The 17327-nt window shown below is 64.6% G+C and carries 16 protein-coding genes and 1 pseudogene; 8 read left to right on the top strand and 9 right to left on the bottom strand.

The genetic code is table 11. The features are described 5' to 3' along the window. Positions 1 to 57: 57 nt before the first annotated feature. Positions 58 to 1386 (top strand): HNH endonuclease signature motif containing protein, encoded by a 1329-nt coding sequence (locus tag BB28_RS01910; protein WP_046252304.1) that lies wholly within the window; start codon positions 58 to 60, stop codon positions 1384 to 1386. Here BB28_RS01910 and BB28_RS01905 read toward each other — a convergent pair. After that, the gene (locus tag BB28_RS01905; protein ID WP_046252303.1) at positions 1383 to 2081 is read right to left on the bottom strand and encodes a class I SAM-dependent methyltransferase; all 699 of its coding nucleotides are present in this window, start codon (positions 2079 to 2081) and stop codon (positions 1383 to 1385) included. The two genes, BB28_RS01910 and BB28_RS01905, sit on opposite strands and share 4 nt — an antisense overlap. A 296-nt stretch (positions 2082 to 2377) precedes the next feature. Here BB28_RS01905 and BB28_RS01900 point away from each other — a divergent pair, with 296 nt between their 5' ends. The 5 genes from BB28_RS01900 to BB28_RS01880 are packed head-to-tail and all read left to right on the top strand — an operon-like array spanning position 2378 to position 7515. Further along, entirely contained in the window at positions 2378 to 3406 is a 1029-nt protein-coding gene (locus BB28_RS01900) for a glycerophosphoryl diester phosphodiesterase membrane domain-containing protein (RefSeq protein WP_046252302.1), read from the top strand. Beyond that, entirely contained in the window at positions 3406 to 4053 is a 648-nt protein-coding gene (locus tag BB28_RS01895) for a DUF4129 domain-containing protein (protein WP_046252301.1), read from the top strand. Before BB28_RS01900 ends, BB28_RS01895 begins: the two co-directional genes overlap by 1 nt. Next, on the top strand, positions 4035 to 5195 hold the full coding sequence (locus BB28_RS01890; RefSeq protein WP_046252300.1) for a DUF4350 domain-containing protein: 1161 nt from the start codon (positions 4035 to 4037) through the stop codon (positions 5193 to 5195). Before BB28_RS01895 ends, BB28_RS01890 begins: the two co-directional genes overlap by 19 nt. Then, positions 5192 to 6166 (top strand): AAA family ATPase, encoded by a 975-nt coding sequence (locus BB28_RS01885; protein ID WP_046252299.1) that lies wholly within the window; start codon positions 5192 to 5194, stop codon positions 6164 to 6166. Before BB28_RS01890 ends, BB28_RS01885 begins: the two co-directional genes overlap by 4 nt. Further along, on the top strand, positions 6166 to 7515 hold the full coding sequence (locus tag BB28_RS01880) for a DUF58 domain-containing protein (RefSeq protein WP_046252298.1): 1350 nt from the start codon (positions 6166 to 6168) through the stop codon (positions 7513 to 7515). Before BB28_RS01885 ends, BB28_RS01880 begins: the two co-directional genes overlap by 1 nt. Before the next feature lie 3 nt (positions 7516 to 7518). Here BB28_RS01880 and BB28_RS01875 read toward each other — a convergent pair whose 3' ends face one another. After that, the gene (locus BB28_RS01875; protein WP_046252297.1) at positions 7519 to 8511 is read right to left on the bottom strand and encodes a stage II sporulation protein M; all 993 of its coding nucleotides are present in this window, start codon (positions 8509 to 8511) and stop codon (positions 7519 to 7521) included. 86 nt (positions 8512 to 8597) lie between these two features. Between BB28_RS01875 and BB28_RS25445 the strand changes: the two are divergent. Further along, positions 8598 to 8909, top strand: a pseudogene (locus BB28_RS25445) (RDD family protein); the annotation flags it as partial. Between the two features lie 368 nt (positions 8910 to 9277). Here the strand turns inward: BB28_RS25445 and BB28_RS01855 are convergent. Next, the gene (locus BB28_RS01855) at positions 9278 to 10537 is read right to left on the bottom strand and encodes a cation:proton antiporter (protein WP_046252293.1); all 1260 of its coding nucleotides are present in this window, start codon (positions 10535 to 10537) and stop codon (positions 9278 to 9280) included. Between the two features lie 4 nt (positions 10538 to 10541). Then, positions 10542 to 10916 (bottom strand): hypothetical protein, encoded by a 375-nt coding sequence (locus BB28_RS01850; protein ID WP_046255452.1) that lies wholly within the window; start codon positions 10914 to 10916, stop codon positions 10542 to 10544. Positions 10917 to 11055: 139 nt separating this feature from the next. Here BB28_RS01850 and BB28_RS01845 point away from each other — a divergent pair, with 139 nt between their 5' ends. After that, positions 11056 to 11784 carry a PadR family transcriptional regulator gene (locus BB28_RS01845; RefSeq protein ID WP_046255451.1) on the top strand — a complete coding sequence of 243 codons (729 nt, stop codon included), beginning with the start codon at positions 11056 to 11058 and terminating at the stop codon, positions 11782 to 11784. Positions 11785 to 11858: 74 nt separating this feature from the next. On the opposite strand, the gene glpK is transcribed toward BB28_RS01845, so the two are convergent. From glpK to BB28_RS01820, 5 genes are all read right to left on the bottom strand, one after another. Continuing rightward, positions 11859 to 13373 (bottom strand): glycerol kinase GlpK, encoded by a 1515-nt coding sequence (gene glpK / locus BB28_RS01840; RefSeq protein ID WP_064393357.1) that lies wholly within the window; start codon positions 13371 to 13373, stop codon positions 11859 to 11861. After that, positions 13366 to 14178 (bottom strand): MIP/aquaporin family protein, encoded by an 813-nt coding sequence (locus BB28_RS01835; protein WP_046252291.1) that lies wholly within the window; start codon positions 14176 to 14178, stop codon positions 13366 to 13368. Before BB28_RS01835 ends, glpK begins: the two co-directional genes overlap by 8 nt. A gap of 91 nt (positions 14179 to 14269) precedes the next feature. Beyond that, the gene (locus BB28_RS01830) at positions 14270 to 15148 is read right to left on the bottom strand and encodes an SDR family oxidoreductase (protein ID WP_046252290.1); all 879 of its coding nucleotides are present in this window, start codon (positions 15146 to 15148) and stop codon (positions 14270 to 14272) included. Positions 15149 to 15175: 27 nt separating this feature from the next. Next, on the bottom strand, positions 15176 to 16027 hold the full coding sequence (locus BB28_RS01825; RefSeq protein ID WP_046252289.1) for a MaoC/PaaZ C-terminal domain-containing protein: 852 nt from the start codon (positions 16025 to 16027) through the stop codon (positions 15176 to 15178). Between the two features lie 16 nt (positions 16028 to 16043). Continuing rightward, the gene (locus tag BB28_RS01820; RefSeq protein ID WP_046252288.1) at positions 16044 to 17249 is read right to left on the bottom strand and encodes a lipid-transfer protein; all 1206 of its coding nucleotides are present in this window, start codon (positions 17247 to 17249) and stop codon (positions 16044 to 16046) included. Positions 17250 to 17327 lie beyond the last annotated feature (78 nt).

Below are 17327 nucleotides of genomic sequence, written 5' to 3'. Positions count from 1 at the left end.
CATCGTGGTTGTGGATAGCCTCGCCCAGCTGTCGGTCGTCATCCATAGCCTTCAAACATGAGTCCAATCGACGATCTACTGACGACAGCCACCGCAGTCGTCGAGTCGTCGTGTGATGAACTCAATAATCCCGAGTTGCTCTCCGCACTAAGACAACTGGAAATCGCACAACGCAAGATCACCGCGGCCTCACACACGCTCACGGCCCGGCTGGTGGAACGCGGATCACCGGTCGCGTTGGGCGGTACGTCATTCGCGGAGGTACTGGCACGGCACCTCTCGGTAAGTACCGCGACCGCTCGGCGTCGCCTCTCTGACGCCGCACATCTCGGCCCGCGGCGCGCATTCACCGGCGAGCCCCTACTACCTTTACTCCCGCATACCGCCCTCGCATTGCGGGAGGGCCGTATCGGCGACGAGCACGTGCGGATCGTCCGCAGGTTCTTCGACGTCTTACCCGACGCGATCGACACCGATACCCGCGAGTCTGCCGAGCAGCGATTGGCATCCATGGGAACCGAATTCGGCCCGGAACAACTCCGCGCCGGCGCCGACCGGATCGCGGCTCTGATCAATCCCGACGGCCGGTTCTCTGACGTCGACCGTGCCCGTATGCGGGGCATATCGATCGGACGCCAGGGAACCGACGGAATGAGCGCCATCAGCGGCCTGCTGGATCCGGAGACTCGCGCCTACCTCGACGCAGTGCTGAGCAAGCTCGCGGCGCCGGGCATGTGCGATCCTCGCGATGAATCTCCCACGACCGAAGGTGAACCCGACGCGGCGGCCGCCGAGCGCGACACACGAACTACCGCCCAGCGAAACCACGACGGACTACGGGCGTGCCTGCGCAGCACCTTGACCTCGGGCAAGCTGGGCTCACATCATGGATTGCCCGTCACCGTCGTGGTGTCCACGACGGTGAGCGAGATGCAGAGCGCAGCCGGTCAGGCGATATCGGGTAGCGGCAACCTAGTGCCCATCCCCGACCTGATCCGGATGGCCGCCCACGCCCTGCATTACCTCGCGATATTCGACGACGACGGCCGCCCGCTCTACCTGGGTCGGTCCAAAAGGATCGCCACCGCCGATCAGCGAATTGTCTTACACGCCAAAGATCGTGGCTGTTCGGCGCCGGGATGCACGGTGCCCGGCTATCTCTGCCAGGTGCATCACGTCGACGATTGGTGCGACGATGGACCGACCGACATCGACAACCTGACCTTCGCCTGCGGCCCGCACCATCGGCTGCTCCAACAGGGCTGGACCACCCGAAAACGCCGCAGTGACGGGATCACCGAATGGATTCCGCCGCCGCATCTCGATACCGGCCAGTCCCGCACCAACGACTACCACCACCCCGAGCGGTTCATCCTGGACTTCTAGCCCGCCAGATGCGCCGAAAGTAGCCACGCCGGCACCGATGACCGGCCATCGGGCTCGACCTGGTGCCGTGCGAACCCCTGCGCCACACCCGGTTCGAATCCGTTGAAGTTCGCGTAGATCTTGGCCGGGCGGATCTCATCAATGGCCCAGTACTTCGAAACCGCATCCCGCAGTTCATTTTCGGTAACAGCATTGACGGGTGATTCCGCCGGGAACGCGGCGCGATCGAAGACTAATACGTAGTAGCGTGCGCCCGGCGCCGCAGCCCGCACAATCGAACGCTGATAGCCATCGCGCAGCTCGACAGGCATCGAGTGGAACAGCGTCGAATCGATGATGGTGTCGAACCGCCCGTCGTATCCCGTGAAGGCCGAAATGTCGGCAACCGCGAAACTGGCATTGGTCAGGCCGCGTTCGGCCGCATAGCCTTTCGCCAGCTCGATGGCCTTGGGCGCGGAGTCCAGACCTACGGTGGTGTGCCCCACCTCGGCGAGATACAGCGCGGTCGCTGCCTCGCCGCAACCGGCGTCAAGCACCTCCCCACGCACCTTGCCCTCGGCGATCAGCGTCGCGATCTCGGGCTGTGGTTCACCAATGCTCCACGGCGGCCGGACACCCAAACCGTCGGGACGCTCGCCGCGGTACGCGGCCTCAAACGCGAGATCGAATTCCTGTGTGGCGCTCTTCTCAGTCATATCCCCAGAATGTCAATCCGCCTGACATATGTCAAGGGTATTGACATTAAAATGGGGAGGCAATTGCCAGGAACGCCCTCAGCCGCCAAAATGGAACAATGAGCAACGACGAGGGGGGCGTCACTCCGTCTCCGCTACCCCCGGGACCCCCACCCGCCTACCCTCCTGCCGCGCCTGGCTATCCACCCGCCCCGGCCTACGGATATCCGCCCCCGGGGTTCGGATACCAGCCGCCACCCCCGGGGTATCAACCACCACCGCCCGGATATCAGGGGCCGCCACAGGTTCCCTACTGGGTGACACCCGCGCCACCGGCACTGAAACCCGGCATCATCCCGCTGCGCCCGCTGGATCTGTCCGCGCTGTACAACGGGGCCGTCGCCGCCATTCGCGCCAACCCCAAGGCAACGATCGGTCTTACCGCCGTGGTCGTGGTCATCAGCCAGCTGCTCACCTTCGCGTTGCAAGCCGGACCCATCCTGGGACTTCTCAGCGGTGTCGGCAGCTTCGACGCGAACAGTGACGATGCCTTCGCCGCCGCATTCGGGATCGGATACTTCGGCGGCGCGGCCATCGGCTACGTGATCACCATGCTGGTCACCATCGTCCTGAGCGGCATGCTGACAGTCACCGTCGGACGCTCGGTGTTCGGTGAACACACCACTCCCTCGGAGGCCTGGCAGCGTGCCAAACCCCGCATCTGGGCGCTCATCGGATTAGCGTTCCTCTCCGCTCTACTGCTGACCCTGCCTCTCGCGATCGGTATCGCGGGAGTGGTCGGGCTTGCCCTCACCGTCGGCCCGTGGGGCGCGGTACCGGCGGGCTTCGCGCTCGGGTTCGGCTTCCTGGCGCTGTACTTCTATCTCATTCCCGTCTTCGCCCTGGCCTCACCGGTACTCATCCTGGAGCGCCAGAGTGTCTTCGGCGCAATCGGCCGATCAATATCCTTGGTACGCAAAGGCTATTGGCGCCTCCTGGGCATCCTGCTACTCACATCCATCATCGTCGGCATCGTGGCCGGCATCCTGGGAATGCCCTTCAGCCTCGGCGGACAGATCGGCATGGGCCTGGGCTCATCGAATACCAGCAGCACGACAATGCTCCTGGGTCTGGCGCTAACCAGTGTCGGTGTCATCGTCGCCCAGATCATCACGCTGCCGTTCAACGCCGCGGTGAACGTGTTGCTCTACACCGATCAGCGAATGCGCACCGAGGCATTCGATCTCGTGTTGCAAACCGAAACCAGAACGCGTGAGCGCCTCGGACAACCCGGCATCGATCCTGATGCGTTGTGGCTGCCCGCGTATCCCCCGGTTCAGGTGTAATGCCGACCGTCGACATCGACCGCGAATCAGCGGCCGAGGCGGCCCAACACGAACTCGCCAAACCGATCTACGAGCACCCCTCGCCACTGGACCGTCTGGTCAACTGGATCATCGAACACCTGAACTACCTGGAGTTCCGGGCCAGCGAGGTTCCCGGCGGCTGGTTCACCATCGTCGTCACCGCGCTCATCGTCATCGCCGTCGTGGTGCTGTTGGTGCGCATCGCCCGCCGCGCCATCCGGACCAAGGGCGGCGCGGATTTCGGGCTCTTCGAATCAGCCGAGCTAACCGCGGCGGAGCATCGAGCGGCCGCGGAACTTGCCGCATCCCAGGGTGACTGGGCCTCGGCAATCCGCCACCGGCTGCGCGCCGTGGCACGCCAACTCGAAGAACGCACGATCCTCACCCCGGTGCCGGGACGTACCGCCAACGAGCTGGCTGCCGACGCATCACGCGAATTACCCTCACTGGCACCAGAATTCCGATCGAGTGCGGAAATCTTCAACGACGTGAGCTACGGCGAACGCCCAGGCACCGAACAGTCCTATCGCAAGATAGCCGACTTGGACGACCATATCCGCGATGCCCCGGTTCTGTTGACATCCACAGAACCCGGCGCGATGACGGGCTGGGAGGCGGTGCGGTGACCACCAGCACCAGCACCGCCACCTCTCCCCGTCTCCGGGACCGTTGGCGCACCTGGGCATGGATCCTGACCGCATTGGTCGCCATCGTCGTCACGGGTCTACTGGTCACCAAATCGCCTCGGCCCGAGGGCTATCTCGACCCCGAAGCCGTGACCCAGCGGGGCGGGCACGCTCTCGCGCAACTGCTGCGCGACCGCGGTGTCACCGTCACACGCGCCACCACCATCGCCGAGGTCCGTGCCGCGATGCGTCCCGACAGCCAGCTCATGGTGCTGGACAATGGGAATCTCACCGACGAGATACTGGACTCTCTGGTTGCGATTCCCGGGGATCGTCTGCTGCTGGCGCCGTACTCCGCGACCCGTGAGCGGCTGGCCTCGCAGGCACGCATCACCTCATACCAAAGCGATGAGATCGTCGAACCGAACTGCGATCTCCGGGAAGCTCAGCAGGCCGGCACCATTCAGACATACATCGGCCCCACCTACACATTCACCAACCCGGGTCCCGGCCAAATCAGCTGTTACGGCGGTACTCTGCTGCGTTACCCAGAGGGCACCCGCACCATCACCGTGTTAGGCGATGACACCCTGCTGTCCAACCTGCAACTCGCCAAGCAGGGCAATGCGGCATTGGCCATGAATCTGGCCGGCCGCTCCTCGCACCTGGTCTGGTACGTCCCCGAACGGCCGAAGGTGGGCACCAGCGCCCAACCGAAATCGATGGGCGATCTGATCCCCGACCAAGTGAGCATGGCCATTTGGCAGCTCTGCATCGTCGTACTGCTGCTCGCTCTCTGGCGGGGCCGCCGCCTGGGGCCCGTGGTCGCCGAAAAGCTTCCGGTGATCGTGCGCGCTTCGGAAACCACCGAGGGGCGCGGGCGCCTCTACCGGTCGCGCCGTGCCCGCGACCTCGCTGCCGCATCGTTGCGCGAGGCAGCCACCTACCGGATCGTGCGCCGACTCGGCCTCCCTGTCGACGAGACGCCGCAGGTCGTCACCACCACCGTCGCTCAGCGAATAGGACGCAACCCCATCGAGATTCACCATGTGCTGTTCGGCCCCGTCCCGTCGGACGACCAACAGCTCACCAATCTGACTCGACAACTGGATCTTCTGGAAAGGCAGGTACGCGAATCGTGACACAGGCAACCACCACCGGGAACTCTGAGGACGCCGCGCGCAAGGCCCTGGCCGCGTTGCGCGAACAAATCGCCACCGTGGTCGTGGGGCAGGATTCCGTGGTCAGCGGACTGGTCGTAGCGCTCCTGTGCCGCGGGCACGTCCTGTTGGAGGGCGTACCAGGAGTTGCGAAAACCCTTCTGGTGCGTACGCTCTCGGCGGCGCTGTCCCTGGAGTTCAAGCGGGTGCAGTTCACTCCCGACCTGATGCCGGGTGACGTCACCGGGTCGCTGGTCTACGACGCGCGTACCGCGGCATTCGAGTTCCGGGCCGGTCCGGTGTTCACCAATCTGCTGCTGGCCGACGAGATCAACCGCACCCCGCCCAAGACGCAGGCGGCACTGCTGGAGGCCATGGAGGAGCGTCAGGTGACGGTCGATGGCACGCCACGGCCGCTCCCGAATCCCTTTATCGTCGCTGCGACCCAGAATCCTATCGAATATGAGGGCACCTATCAGCTGCCCGAGGCTCAGTTGGACCGCTTCCTCATGAAGCTCAATGTGTCTCTGCCGGAACGTGATCAGGAGATCGCCATCCTGGAACGGCACGCGCACGGATTCGACCCCCGCAACCTGTCGCATGTCACTCCGGTCGCTTCTGCCGCCGACCTGGAGGCCGGACGCGCCGCGGTGGGCCGCGTGCTGGTGGCCCCGGAGGTGCTCGCCTACGTGGTCGACGTCATCCGCGCCACTCGCCAGTCGCCCTCGCTGCAGTTGGGCGCCTCCCCGCGCGCGGCGACGGCTCTGCTGGCGACATCCCGTGCATGGGCGTGGCTTTCCGGCCGCAACTATGTCACCCCAGACGACGTCAAGGCGATGGCGCGCCCGACGCTGCGCCACCGCATCGGCCTGCGCCCCGAGGCCGAGTTAGAGGGCGCCACCTCGGACAGAGTGCTCGACGGCATCCTCGTCACGGTTCCGGTGCCACGCTAGTGATTCCCACCGGACGCGCGGGATTGGCGGCGCTGCTCGGCGCGCTGCTGATCCTGGTGTCGCCGTGGCCGGTTCGGCTGTTCTGGCTGCTACTCCTGGCGCTCGCGGTGGTGATCGCCATCGATATCGTCGCCGCTGCCAGCCCGCGCCGTCTCACCTTTGTCCGGTCGGGGCCGGATTCCATCCGGCTTGGTGAATCCGCAGACATCACCCTGCAGATCCAGAATCCGGGCCGCCGGGTACGCGGATGGGTCCGCGACAGTTGGGCACCGAGCATGCGTGCCACACCACGGGCACACCGGTTGAATCTGCGCACCGGCGAACGCACGCAGATCGTTACCTCCTTGCACCCCTTACGCCGTGGCGATCACCGGCCGGCCACCGTGACCGTGCGCACGGTGGGACCGCTGGGGTTGGCCGGGCGGCAGGGGCGTCACGACGTGCCGTGGCAGCTGCGCGTGCTGCCCCCGTTCCTGAGCCGCAAGCATCTGCCGTCCCGCCTCGCCAAGTTGCGCGAGCTCGAAGGCGCCATCCCTGTGCTCATCCGGGGCCAGGGCACCGAATTCGATTCGCTGCGTGAATATGTCGTGGGCGATGATGTCCGGTCCATCGACTGGCGTGCCTCCGCCCGGCGCAATGACGTGGTGGTACGCACCTGGCGCCCGGAACGAGACCGCCGCATCCTCGTGGTGCTGGACACCGGCCGCACTTCGGCGGGACGCATCGGTGTCGACCCGACATCGGGTGATCCCTCTGGGTGGCCGCGGTTGGATTGGGCGATGGACGCCGCATTGCTGTTGGTGGCATTGGCATCTCGCGCCGGAGATCGCGTGGACTTCCTGGCGCACGACCGCGCGGTGCGCTCGCAGGTTTCCGGAGCATCGCGCAACGAACTACTTCCACTGGTGGTCAACGCGATGGCGCCGCTGGAACCCTCGCTTGTCGAATCCGACGCCCGCGATCTCGTGGCCACCATTCGTCGCAAATCCCGTCATCGCTCGCTCATCGTGCTGCTCACCGACCTGAATCCCGAGGCGCTGGAGGAGGGCCTGCTACCGCTGCTTCCCCAGCTGACCAGCCATCACCATCTGCTGGTGGCCGCGGTCAGCGATCCACGTGTCGAGGACATGGTCAAGCCCGAGAACTCCACGGGGCCAGGAAATATCAGGTCACTCGACGTCGAGCAGGTCTACGACGCGGCCGCCGCCGAACGTACCCGTGGCGGACGCCGACACATCGTCACCTTGTTGCGCCGTCAGGGTGTCGAGGTTGTCGATGCCCCGCCGGACGAGATCGCCCCGGCCCTTGCCGACCGGTATCTGTCGTTGAAGGCGTCCGGACGCCTGTAGCGCTCAGGAAGCCGGAGCGTAGTCGGGAGCGTCTTCCATATCGCCGGATTCGTTGGCGGCCACCCCGCGGCGCCCCAGAATCACCACATAGGCCAGGAACAGCGCTTCCGCGATCACCCCGATTGCCACCCGTGCGAATGTCGGCAATGGCGACGGGGTGACCAGCGCCTCGATGAGGCCGCTCACCAGCAGTACCCCGACCAGTCCGCCCGCCACCGACATGACGGCACGGCCCTGCTCGGCCAGCACCTGTCCACGGGGCCGATCGCCGGGGTCAATGACCTTCCATCCCAGGCGCATTCCCGCGCCCGCGGCCAAGAACACCGCCGTGAGCTCCAAGAGACCGTGCGGGAGGATCAGGCCGAAGAACACATCGCCGCGGCCCGCCGCGATCATCAAACCACCGGCCACGCCCACATTCGCCGCGTTCATGAACAAGACGAACGGGATGGGAATGCCCAACAGCACGGCGAAGATGATGCACTGCGCCGCCACCCACGAGTTGTTGATCCACACGTGCAGCGCGAAGGCCGCCGCGGGATGCTCGCTGTAATAGTTTTCGAAGTCCTCGTTCACCAGGTGCGCGATCTCATCGGGTGTTCCGATCACCGATTGCAGCTCGGCCGAGTGCATCACCCAGATGCCGACGGCGACTGCCACCACCATCGAGGCGACCGTCGCGCCCAGCCACCACCGCCAGCTCCGGTAGGCGACCACGGGAAAGGACACCGTCCAGAATCGGATGAAGTGACGCCACAACGGGGCATGCTCTCCCGTGACGGCCGAACGTGCCCGGGCAACCAGGTTGGACAACCGCCCGACCAATGCCGGATCCCCCGAGGACGACCGCACGGTCGACAGGTGCGTCGACACCCGCTGGTACAGCTCGACCAGCTCATCGATCTCTGGACCGCTCAGGCTGCGCCTGCGCTTGAGCAGCAGCTCCAGCCGGTCCCATGTCCCCCGGTGAGTGGCGACGTATGCGTCCACGTCCATCTGGCAAATACTAGTAGTCTCGAGTGATGTCCGAGTTGGTGACGGGTGACGCGGTTGTCTTGGACGTCAAGGTGGCCCAGCTTCCGGTGCGGGTGGTGTCCGCGTTCATCGACATCTTCGTGCAGGTGATCCTGCTGTATGCCGGGATCTTCGTCGTCGCGTTCTCTCTCTCGCAGTTCGACGAGGCGCTGGCCGGCGCGCTCAGCATCGCCTATTCCGTGCTGGCGCTCGTCGGCTATCCCGTCATCTGGGAGATGTCCACCCGGGGACGCTCGCTGGGCAAGATGGCCATGGGATTGCGGGTGGTATCCGACGATGGGGGCCCGGAACGCCTGCGGCAAGCCGTCATCCGCGCCCTTGCGGCCGTGGTCGAGATCTTCATGTTCATGGGTGCCCCCGCCGTGATCAGCAGCTTGGTCTCGGCAAAGGGCAAACGTCTGGGCGACATCTTCGCGGGCACCATGGTGATCAGCGAGCGTGGCCCCAAACTCCCTCCGCCGCCGGTGATGCCACCACCGCTGGCCGAATGGGCACAGACATTACAACTGTCGGGGCTCACTACCGAACAAGCGAATCTTGCCCGCCAATTCCTCAACCGCGCAGGGCAATTGGCGCCACAAACCCGCGACCAGATGCTCTACCAGATCTCCACCGATGTGCTTGCCAGCATCGCACCGCCACCGCCGCCCGGCACACCCCCACAGTTCATGCTGGCCGCAGTGCTCGCCGAACGTCACCGCCGCGCCCTGGAACACATGCAGCCCGCCTACCCTGCGGCGCCGGTGCCTGTTCCGCCGGCGGACTGGGCTGGACCACCCGCAACATCGGCAGCGTCAGAACCCCCTGAGTCCCCCAGCGGACCTTCAGGTTTCGCTACGCCTGGCTGATTCCGGGTAGATGTCTTCGCGTAGAGCGAGCCGCCTAGCGTTGCCGCGACGATCGTGACCAGCGCCCCCAAGATGAGTGCCGCGGCCTCACCGTGCAGTAATGATTGCTGTTGCTCACCGATCGCGGCGGCCGCGATGGGTACGCCGAGCTGAGCCGCCGCCAACGCACCCAGCGATACCGGCTGTCCGAAGGCCCGCCCGACCACATGGGCCAACACGGCCGCGCCACCCAGGCCCAACCCCAGCAGCATGAGCTTGGGGTTCTCACCGAGCTCACGCACGTGTAGCGACGCCCCCAGCCATACGAAGAACAGTGGCGAGAAAAAGCCTTCGGTGAATCCGAACAACTGCTTGGCAAGGCGGCGCGGCTCCCCGATGCCCGCGACGACCAGGCCCAGCGCGAACCCGGCCAACATGATCGACACGTGAGTCTCCACGGCCAGCGCCGCCAGCCCGAAGACGATGGCCAGGCTGATCCGCAGTTCCATGGCCACCCGGCGCTGCTTGGAATAGTCGTGGAACCGGTCGAGCTTTCCGGCCTGATCGAGCGCGCGCAGGATCACGAAAACAATGCCCGCGCAGGCCGCCACGGCCACCGCACCGACGGCCGCCCGGGGCGCGTGCTTGAGGTCGATAACCAAGGGCAACAGAATAATCGACGCGGTATCGGCGATGGCCACCTGTGCGGTGGTGCTCAATACCTTGGGTCCTTCCAAGCTCAGCGAGTCGATGATCGGCAATACCAGCGCCGCCGAGGAGGACGCGATGAGCACCGCGTATAGCGGTGCATGTCCGGTGTGGAACGCGTTGGCCAGCAACACTCCCAACCCCGCACCGACCGCGCCCACCACGATGGCGCGCAGGGCCGCCTTGGGTAGCGCGGCCACCATCGTCTTATCGCGTATGGGCACATGCGTGCCAGCGACGAACATGACCAGCGCGAATCCGACGTCGGCGAACATCTTGAACGTGGGATCGAAGGCATCGATCCAGCCAAATCCGGTGCGGCCGATGACGATTCCGGCGAGTAATTCGCCGATGACGACAGGGATCCGCAGACGCGTATTGAGCGCGAGCAGTGGTCCGACCATTCCGACGACGACGACGATCGCCAGGGTCGGAAATCCAAATCCGCTCATGGAGCTACTGCCAGGACACCAAATGGCAGGGGATATCGGTATTTTCGTCGGATATGTAGCTAGCGCAGACCCGGTGGTAGCCGTCGGCAATCTCCAGCCGCGCCCCGGAACGTGCGTCCCCCCGCACCAACAGGATGGGGGACAACGCCTTGTCCTTGGCGATCTTCGCAAGGTCGCGGGCCACGTGGGCATTGGTCTTGGGAAGCATCTCCAGGTGAGCCGCCCGCAGGATGTCCTTGGCCTTGCGGTACTCCAGCGTCGCATTGCGCAGCGCCTTCACGGTCCGCTTCACCACATCCGCCTCACCGACGAGCGTCAGGTAATCCACGGCCGCCGCATAGTCGTGGTCCTCGGGTTGTTCCAGCCACTTCACCGTCATGGCGGTCACCCTACGGCGCGTAGCTGGCAGCAGCTCTCGAAATCACCTTCGAAAGTTTTCGTTGCATCACGATCGATTCCGATATATCGTTATGTATCGAGAGGCGATAACGCCTCCCCCCAAGCACGAGGAGACACACATGACTTCCCATGAGGAAAGGGCCGAACAGTTTCGGCCCGACACACCATTTGGTTTCGGATTCGGTTTCGACCCCACACGTCGCGGACCAGGTCGGCGCCACGGCGGTCGTCGTCACGAATGCGACCCGCGCGGCGAGTTTCAGGATCAAGCCTGGGCTGGGCGGCGCGGACCCGGCGCGTTCATGGACCGCGGGTTCGGGCCAGGGTTTGGACGCGGATTCGGGCCGGGCTTCGGCCCTGGCTTCGGATTCGGTTTCGGTGACCAGCCACGTGGACGTGGACGGGGACGTGGCCAGCGCGGCGACGTCCGGGCCGCCATCCTGGCGCTGCTCGCCGAACGCCCGATGCACGGCTACGAAATGATCCGTGAGATCGCCGAACGCAGTAACAACATCTGGCGGCCGAGCCCCGGTTCGGTCTATCCGACACTGCAACTGCTCGTCGACGAGGGCCTCATCGTTGAGGCCGAGGGCAGCGGCAGCCGCAAGCAGTTCGAGCTCACCGAAGAAGGCAAAGCGGGCGCGGCCAAGCTCGACACCCCGCCCTGGGACAAGATCAATGAGGACGCCGACCCATCGGTGCTCGATCTTCGTTCCGCACTCGGTCAGCTGATGGGCGCGGTCGCACAGTCGGCCCACGCTGCCTCAGCCGAACAGCAGCAACGGATCATCGAGATCGTGAATTCTGCTCGCAAGCAGATCTACGGCATCTTGGGCGAAACCGACTAACTCACCTGTCGAGTGTCGACTTTTCGGGCTGCTCTCTCGAACTTTCACCCGAGAAGTCGACACTCGGCCATTTCTTAGGCCTCGACCCAATCCAGCGTGCGCTGCACGGCCTTCTTCCAGCCGGCGAACCCATGCGCGCGCTGTTCTTCGCTGATCGAGGAGCTCCATCGTTCGTCTTCCTGCCAGTTCCGCCGAAGGTCGTCGACGTCCTTCCAGAAGCCGACAGCCAAGCCCGCCGCGTACGCAGCGCCGAGCGCGGTCGTTTCGGCGACAACGGGTTTGACGACATCCACGCCCAGGGTGTCGGCCTGGATCTGCATGCAGAGCTTGTTGGCGGTAATCCCACCGTCCACCTTGAGCACCTCCAGGTGCACACCCGAGTCCGCCTCCATGGCTTCGACCACTTCGCGGCTCTGGTAGCAGATCGCCTCCAGCGTGGCGCGCGCCAAATGCGCGTTCGTGTTGAACCGGGAAAGGCCCACGATCGCGCCGCGGGCATCCGAACGCCAGTGCGGCGCGAACAGCCCCGAGAAGGCCGGTACGAAATACACTCCGCCGTTGTCCTCGACCTGACGCGCCAAATCCTCGCTCTGTGCGGCGCCGCTGATGATGCCAAGCTGATCCCGCAACCACTGCACCGCCGAGCCGGTGACCGCGATGGAACCCTCGAGCGCGTACACCGGCTTGCTGTCCCCGAATTGGTAACAGACGGTGGTCAACAACCCATTGCGGGAGCGGACCAATTCTTCACCGGTGTTGAGTAGCAAGAAGTTTCCGGTGCCATAGGTATTCTTGGCCTCGCCGGGGCTCAGGCACACCTGTCCCACCATCGCCGCCTGCTGATCACCCAAATCGCCGGCAATGGGCACCTCACCGCCGAGCGGCCCCATATGGGTCGTCACACCAAAGGGCTCTACCGGCGAGGATGCCTTGATCGGCGGAAGCATCTGGCGTGGAATGGAAAAGAACGACAGCAGCTCGTCATCCCAGTCCAGGGTCTCCAGGTTCATCAGCATCGTGCGGCTGGCGTTGGTCACGTCGGTGACGTGCACCCCGCCGCGAATGCCACCGGTAAGGTTCCAGATCACCCAGCTATCGGGGGTACCGAAGAGCGCATCGCCGTTCTCCGCGTCGCGGCGCACACCGTCGATGTTCTCCAGAATCCACTGCAGCTTGCCGCCGGAAAAGTATGTGGCAGGTGGCAATCCGGCCTTCTCCCGGATGATGTCACCGCGGCCGTCCCGGTCCAGCGCCGCCGCGATCTTGTCGGTGCGGGTGTCCTGCCAGACGATGGCATTGCAGTACGGCCGGCCGGTATGACGGTTCCACACCAACGTGGTCTCGCGCTGGTTGGTCACTCCCACGGCAGCCAGATCCCCCGATGACAATCCGGTCACGTTCAGGGAAGTGGCCAGCACCGACCAGGTGCGTTCCCAGATCTCCACCGGATTGTGCTCCACCCAACCTGCCCGCGGCAGCAGCTGCTGATGCTCCAACTGGTGGCGGCCGACCTCCTCGCCCCGGTGGTTGAAGATCATGGCACGCGTGCTGGTCGTGCCCTGGTCGATCGATGCCACGAAATCAGCCATTGGCGAACTCCTCGGTGTGCGAAGGTGATTGAGTATCGGAATCGTCTGCGTACAGGAATGCTTCCACGAGATAGCGGTACAGGGCGGCCCCCAGCAGGCCCCCGACGAGTGGCCCGACTATCGGCACCCACCAATACTGGGCGCCGTGCTGGTCGAGGAAAACCGTATCGAAACCGGTGAGATAAGACGCCAGCCGGGGTCCGAAATCGCGGGCCGGATTGATCGCGTACCCCGCGATGGACCCCCATGCCATGCCCAGACCGACGACCACCGCACCGATCGCGAACGGCAAAAGACTCTCGGGCATACGGATATTGCGTCGGTCTGAAATGGCGAAGATCAGGAACAGCAGAATTGCTGTGCCGATGATCTGGTCGCGCAGGCCGCCCCACAGGCTGACGTCAAGGGCGCCGTTGCCCGGTAGCGTCGAGAAGACCCCCTGCGTCGCAATGGTGTGCCCGGGATCCACGGCCGACAACACACTCCCGTAGTTCCACCGGACCAGCAGCGCCGCCACGAACGCACCGGCGGTCTGGGCCACGATGAACGGAATCACGTGTTTCCAGGGGAATCCACGAAACGCCGCCAACGCCAGTGTCACCGCCGGGTTGAGGTGCGCGCCGGATATCCGCCCGGCGGCGAAGATGCCGAAGGCGACTCCCATGCCCCAGGCCCAGGCGATGGAGTTGTGATTGCCGTAGTCCTCGTTCCCGGCCGTCACCACCTGTGCGACCACACCCAAGCCGAACAGAATCAAGATCAGCGTGCCGACGAACTCCGCGGCGAGTTGACCGGTGTGCCTCATAACTCCGAATCTAGGGGCGAGCCGCCGTAGGCACACCTGAAAACGCCGAACGGTCCCCCGATTTCGGGGGACCGTTCGCGTTAAGAAACTCCTACTTCCAGGGCTCCACGCTCTCGCGCACCAGGTCAATGCTCCACGGTCCGTCGGTCTCGGCGGTGTCGGTCACCGACCAACCCTTGAGCCGCTGGATGGATCCACCCGTCACCTTGAACACCTGGCCAGTCCACGGGTTCTTCTCCGTGCTCAGGTAGGCCACCAACGGTGAGATGTTGGCCGGGCTGAACATGTCGAACTGCCCCTCCTCCACCGGCTCCGCGAAGATCGCACCCATACCCGGCGTGGCCAGCGTCAGGCGCGTGCGCGCCACCGGCGCGATCGCGTTCACCTTGACCCCGTATCGCTCCAGCTCAGCAGCCGCGACGCAAGACAGCGCCGCGATACCGGCCTTGGCCGCACCGTAGTTACCTTGCCCCGGATTCGGCAGTGTTACACCGGAATCCGACGCAGTGTTCACCACGGTCGCCTTGACATCGGCACCGGCCTTGGACTGCGCCTTCCAGTACTCGGCTGCGTGACGCAACACCGCGAAATGCCCCTTGAGGTGCACCTGGATGACCGAATCCCACTGGTCCTCCTCAAGTCCCGCAACGAAACCGTCCCGCAGGATGCCCGCGTTGTTCACCACGGCGTCCAGCTGTCCGAAGGTTTCGACGGCCTGGTTCACCAGATTCGAAGCGCCGGCCCAGGTGGAGATGTTGTCGGTGTTCGCAACGGCTTTACCCCCGGCGGCAACGATCTCGTCGACCACTTCCTGCGCAGGCCCGGCATCCGATCCGGAGCCGTCGTTGGCGCCGCCGAGGTCGTTGACGACCACCGATGCGCCTTCCCTGGCGAAGAGCAGCGCATGCTCACGGCCGATGCCACGTCCGGCACCGGTGATGACCGCTACCCGTCCGTCAAGTTGTCCCATAGTGATTCCCTCTCCTTCTGCGATGACTTAGGCGATAACCGCGTGGCCGTTTTTGATGACGAGGTCGTCGCCGACGCTGGTTTCGTACGAATAGGTACCGGCGGCACCGTTCTTCCAGAAGCTGGTGGTGATGTCCTGCCCGGGCAGCACCGGCTTGGCGAACCGCACCGCCAGCTCCTTGAGACGCTCGGTGCGCGAGTCGGCCAGCTCGGTCAGGGCGGCCCATGACGTAAATGCCATGGTGCACAATCCATGCGCGATGATGCCGGGCAATCCGGCCGCCACCGCGGCATCGTTGTCCAGGTGGATCGGCATCGGATCACCCGACGCCGGGCTGTACCGGAACGTCTGGTCGTCGTCGACATGCTGCACCAGGGAGGCGGCCGGCCCGTTGGCCTTGATCGCCTCATCCAGCACGACGTTCGGGCCAAGAACACCGCGCGTCTCACCCACGTCGTACTTGCGGAAGAAGAATGTCACGTACTGCTCGTTGACCAGATCGCCCGAGGCATCCCGCGTTTCGGCATACACCGTGCCGCGAGTGCCATTCTCCATACCCTCGTAGCCGGTCATCTTCGACTTGGCCACCAGCGTGTCGCCAGGCTTGATGGGTCGATGGAACCGGAAGAACTGCTCACCGTGCACCACACGCGGAATCAACTGGTAGGGAACGACACTCATCGTGGTTCCGACGAGTGACTGGAAGATGGGTACCACCGCGAAAACCGGTGGTGCCACCTCCCCCTTGCGATGCTCTTCGATCGGGTCGTTGGTGGCCTCGGCATAGGCGATCAGGCGATCCTTGTCGACCTCGATGGTCTCCTCGGCACCCCACTGGTCCAGGCCGTCGTTGTTGAACGGGTATTTGGTGTCAGCCATTGCTTCCCAACCCCTTTCAGCGATTGGCCGGCTTGTAGGCGGTGACCACGCACGCGCCACCGAGGCCGAGGTTGTGCTGCAACGCCACCTTTGCGTCGGCCACCTGGCGCTTGTCGGCCTCACCGCGCAGCTGCCACGTGAGCTCGGCGCACTGCGCCAGACCGGTCGCACCGAGTGGGTGCCCCTTCGAGATCAGGCCACCCGACGGGTTGACCACCCAGCGGCCGCCATAGGTGGTGTCACCGTTGTCGATCAGCTTGCCGCCCTCGCCCTCGCCGCACAGTCCCAGCGCCTCGTAGGTGATCAGTTCGTTGGCCGAGAAGCAGTCGTGCAACTCGATGACATCCACATCGTCGGCCGAAATCTGGGCCTGCTCATACACTTTCTGCGCGGCGAGCTTGGCCATGTCGAATCCGATGAGCGTGATCGCCGACTTGGATTCCAGCGTTCCCGGGGTGTCGGTGGTCATCGCCTGCCCGACGATCTCCACGGCACGGTCACCGAGCCCGTTCGCCTCGACGAACCGCTCCGAGGCCAAGATGGCGGCACCCGATCCGTCGGAGGTCGGCGAGCACTGCAGTTTGGTCAGTGGTGCGTAGATCTCCTTGGCGTCCAAGATGTCCTGAAGGGTGTATTCCTCCTGGAACTGCGCATAAGGGTTGTTCACCGAATGCTTGTGGTTCTTGTAACCGATCTTGGCGAAGTGCTCGGCGGTGGTGCCGTACTTCTGCATGTGCTCACGACCGGCGGCGCCGAACATCCAGGGCGCAGGCGGGAAGGCGAAATCGAACAACCCGGCAAGGGCTTCGATGTGCCGCTGCATGGGCTGCTCACGGTCGGTGAAGGTCGCGCCCAACGATCCGGGCTGCATCTTCTCGAATCCCAGCGCCAACGTGACATCGGCGAGTCCACCGCGAATGGCCTGCGCCGCGTTGAACAGTGCGGTCGAGCCAGTTGAACAGTTGTTGTTGACGTTGGTGACCGGGATGCCGGTCATGCCGAGCTCGTAGACGGCACGCTGGCCGGAGGTGGACTCCCCCGCGCAGTACCCGACATAGGCGGCTTCCACCTTGTCGTAGTCAATGCCGGCGTCGGTCAGGGCATTGGTGCCCGATTCCTTGGCCATGGCCGGGTAGTCCCAGCCCTCACGTCGTCCGGGTTTCTCGAACTTCGTCATCCCGACGCCGATGACGAAAACCTTCTCGGGGGCCTTTGGGGGCATCGTTCCAAGCTCCTTTTGCGCGCACTTCGATGGGGGCTTCGTCAACGTAACATACGTTCTATCCTGAATGTAAGGGTG

Origin of the sequence: Mycobacteroides chelonae CCUG 47445, from assembly GCF_001632805.1 — a bacterium.
GTDB classification, from domain to species: Bacteria; Actinomycetota; Actinomycetes; order Mycobacteriales; family Mycobacteriaceae; genus Mycobacterium; species Mycobacterium chelonae.
This window is presented reverse-complemented; position numbering and strand designations above follow the sequence as displayed.

Bases quoted from the DNA above. Each gene is read 5' to 3' on its own strand.
- BB28_RS01875 (WP_046252297.1), bottom strand. From the start codon at position 8,511: ATGGACGTGGACGCATACGTCGCCACTCACCGGGGGACATGGGACCGG.
- BB28_RS01855 (WP_046252293.1), bottom strand. From the start codon at position 10,537: ATGAGCGGATTTGGATTTCCGACCCTGGCGATCGTCGTCGTCGTCGGA.
- BB28_RS01845 (WP_046255451.1), top strand. From the start codon at position 11,056: ATGACTTCCCATGAGGAAAGGGCCGAACAGTTTCGGCCCGACACACCA.
- BB28_RS01825 (WP_046252289.1), bottom strand. From the start codon at position 16,027: ATGGCTGACACCAAATACCCGTTCAACAACGACGGCCTGGACCAGTGG.
- BB28_RS01835 (WP_046252291.1), bottom strand. From the start codon at position 14,178: ATGAGGCACACCGGTCAACTCGCCGCGGAGTTCGTCGGCACGCTGATC.
- BB28_RS01820 (WP_046252288.1), bottom strand. From the start codon at position 17,249: ATGCCCCCAAAGGCCCCCGAGAAGGTTTTCGTCATCGGCGTCGGGATG.
- BB28_RS01905 (WP_046252303.1), bottom strand. From the start codon at position 2,081: ATGACTGAGAAGAGCGCCACACAGGAATTCGATCTCGCGTTTGAGGCC.
- BB28_RS01910 (WP_046252304.1), top strand. From the start codon at position 58: ATGAGTCCAATCGACGATCTACTGACGACAGCCACCGCAGTCGTCGAG.
- BB28_RS01895 (WP_046252301.1), top strand. From the start codon at position 3,406: ATGCCGACCGTCGACATCGACCGCGAATCAGCGGCCGAGGCGGCCCAA.
- glpK (WP_064393357.1), bottom strand. From the start codon at position 13,373: ATGGCTGATTTCGTGGCATCGATCGACCAGGGCACGACCAGCACGCGT.
- BB28_RS01830 (WP_046252290.1), bottom strand. From the start codon at position 15,148: ATGGGACAACTTGACGGACGGGTAGCGGTCATCACCGGTGCCGGACGT.
- BB28_RS01850 (WP_046255452.1), bottom strand. From the start codon at position 10,916: ATGACGGTGAAGTGGCTGGAACAACCCGAGGACCACGACTATGCGGCG.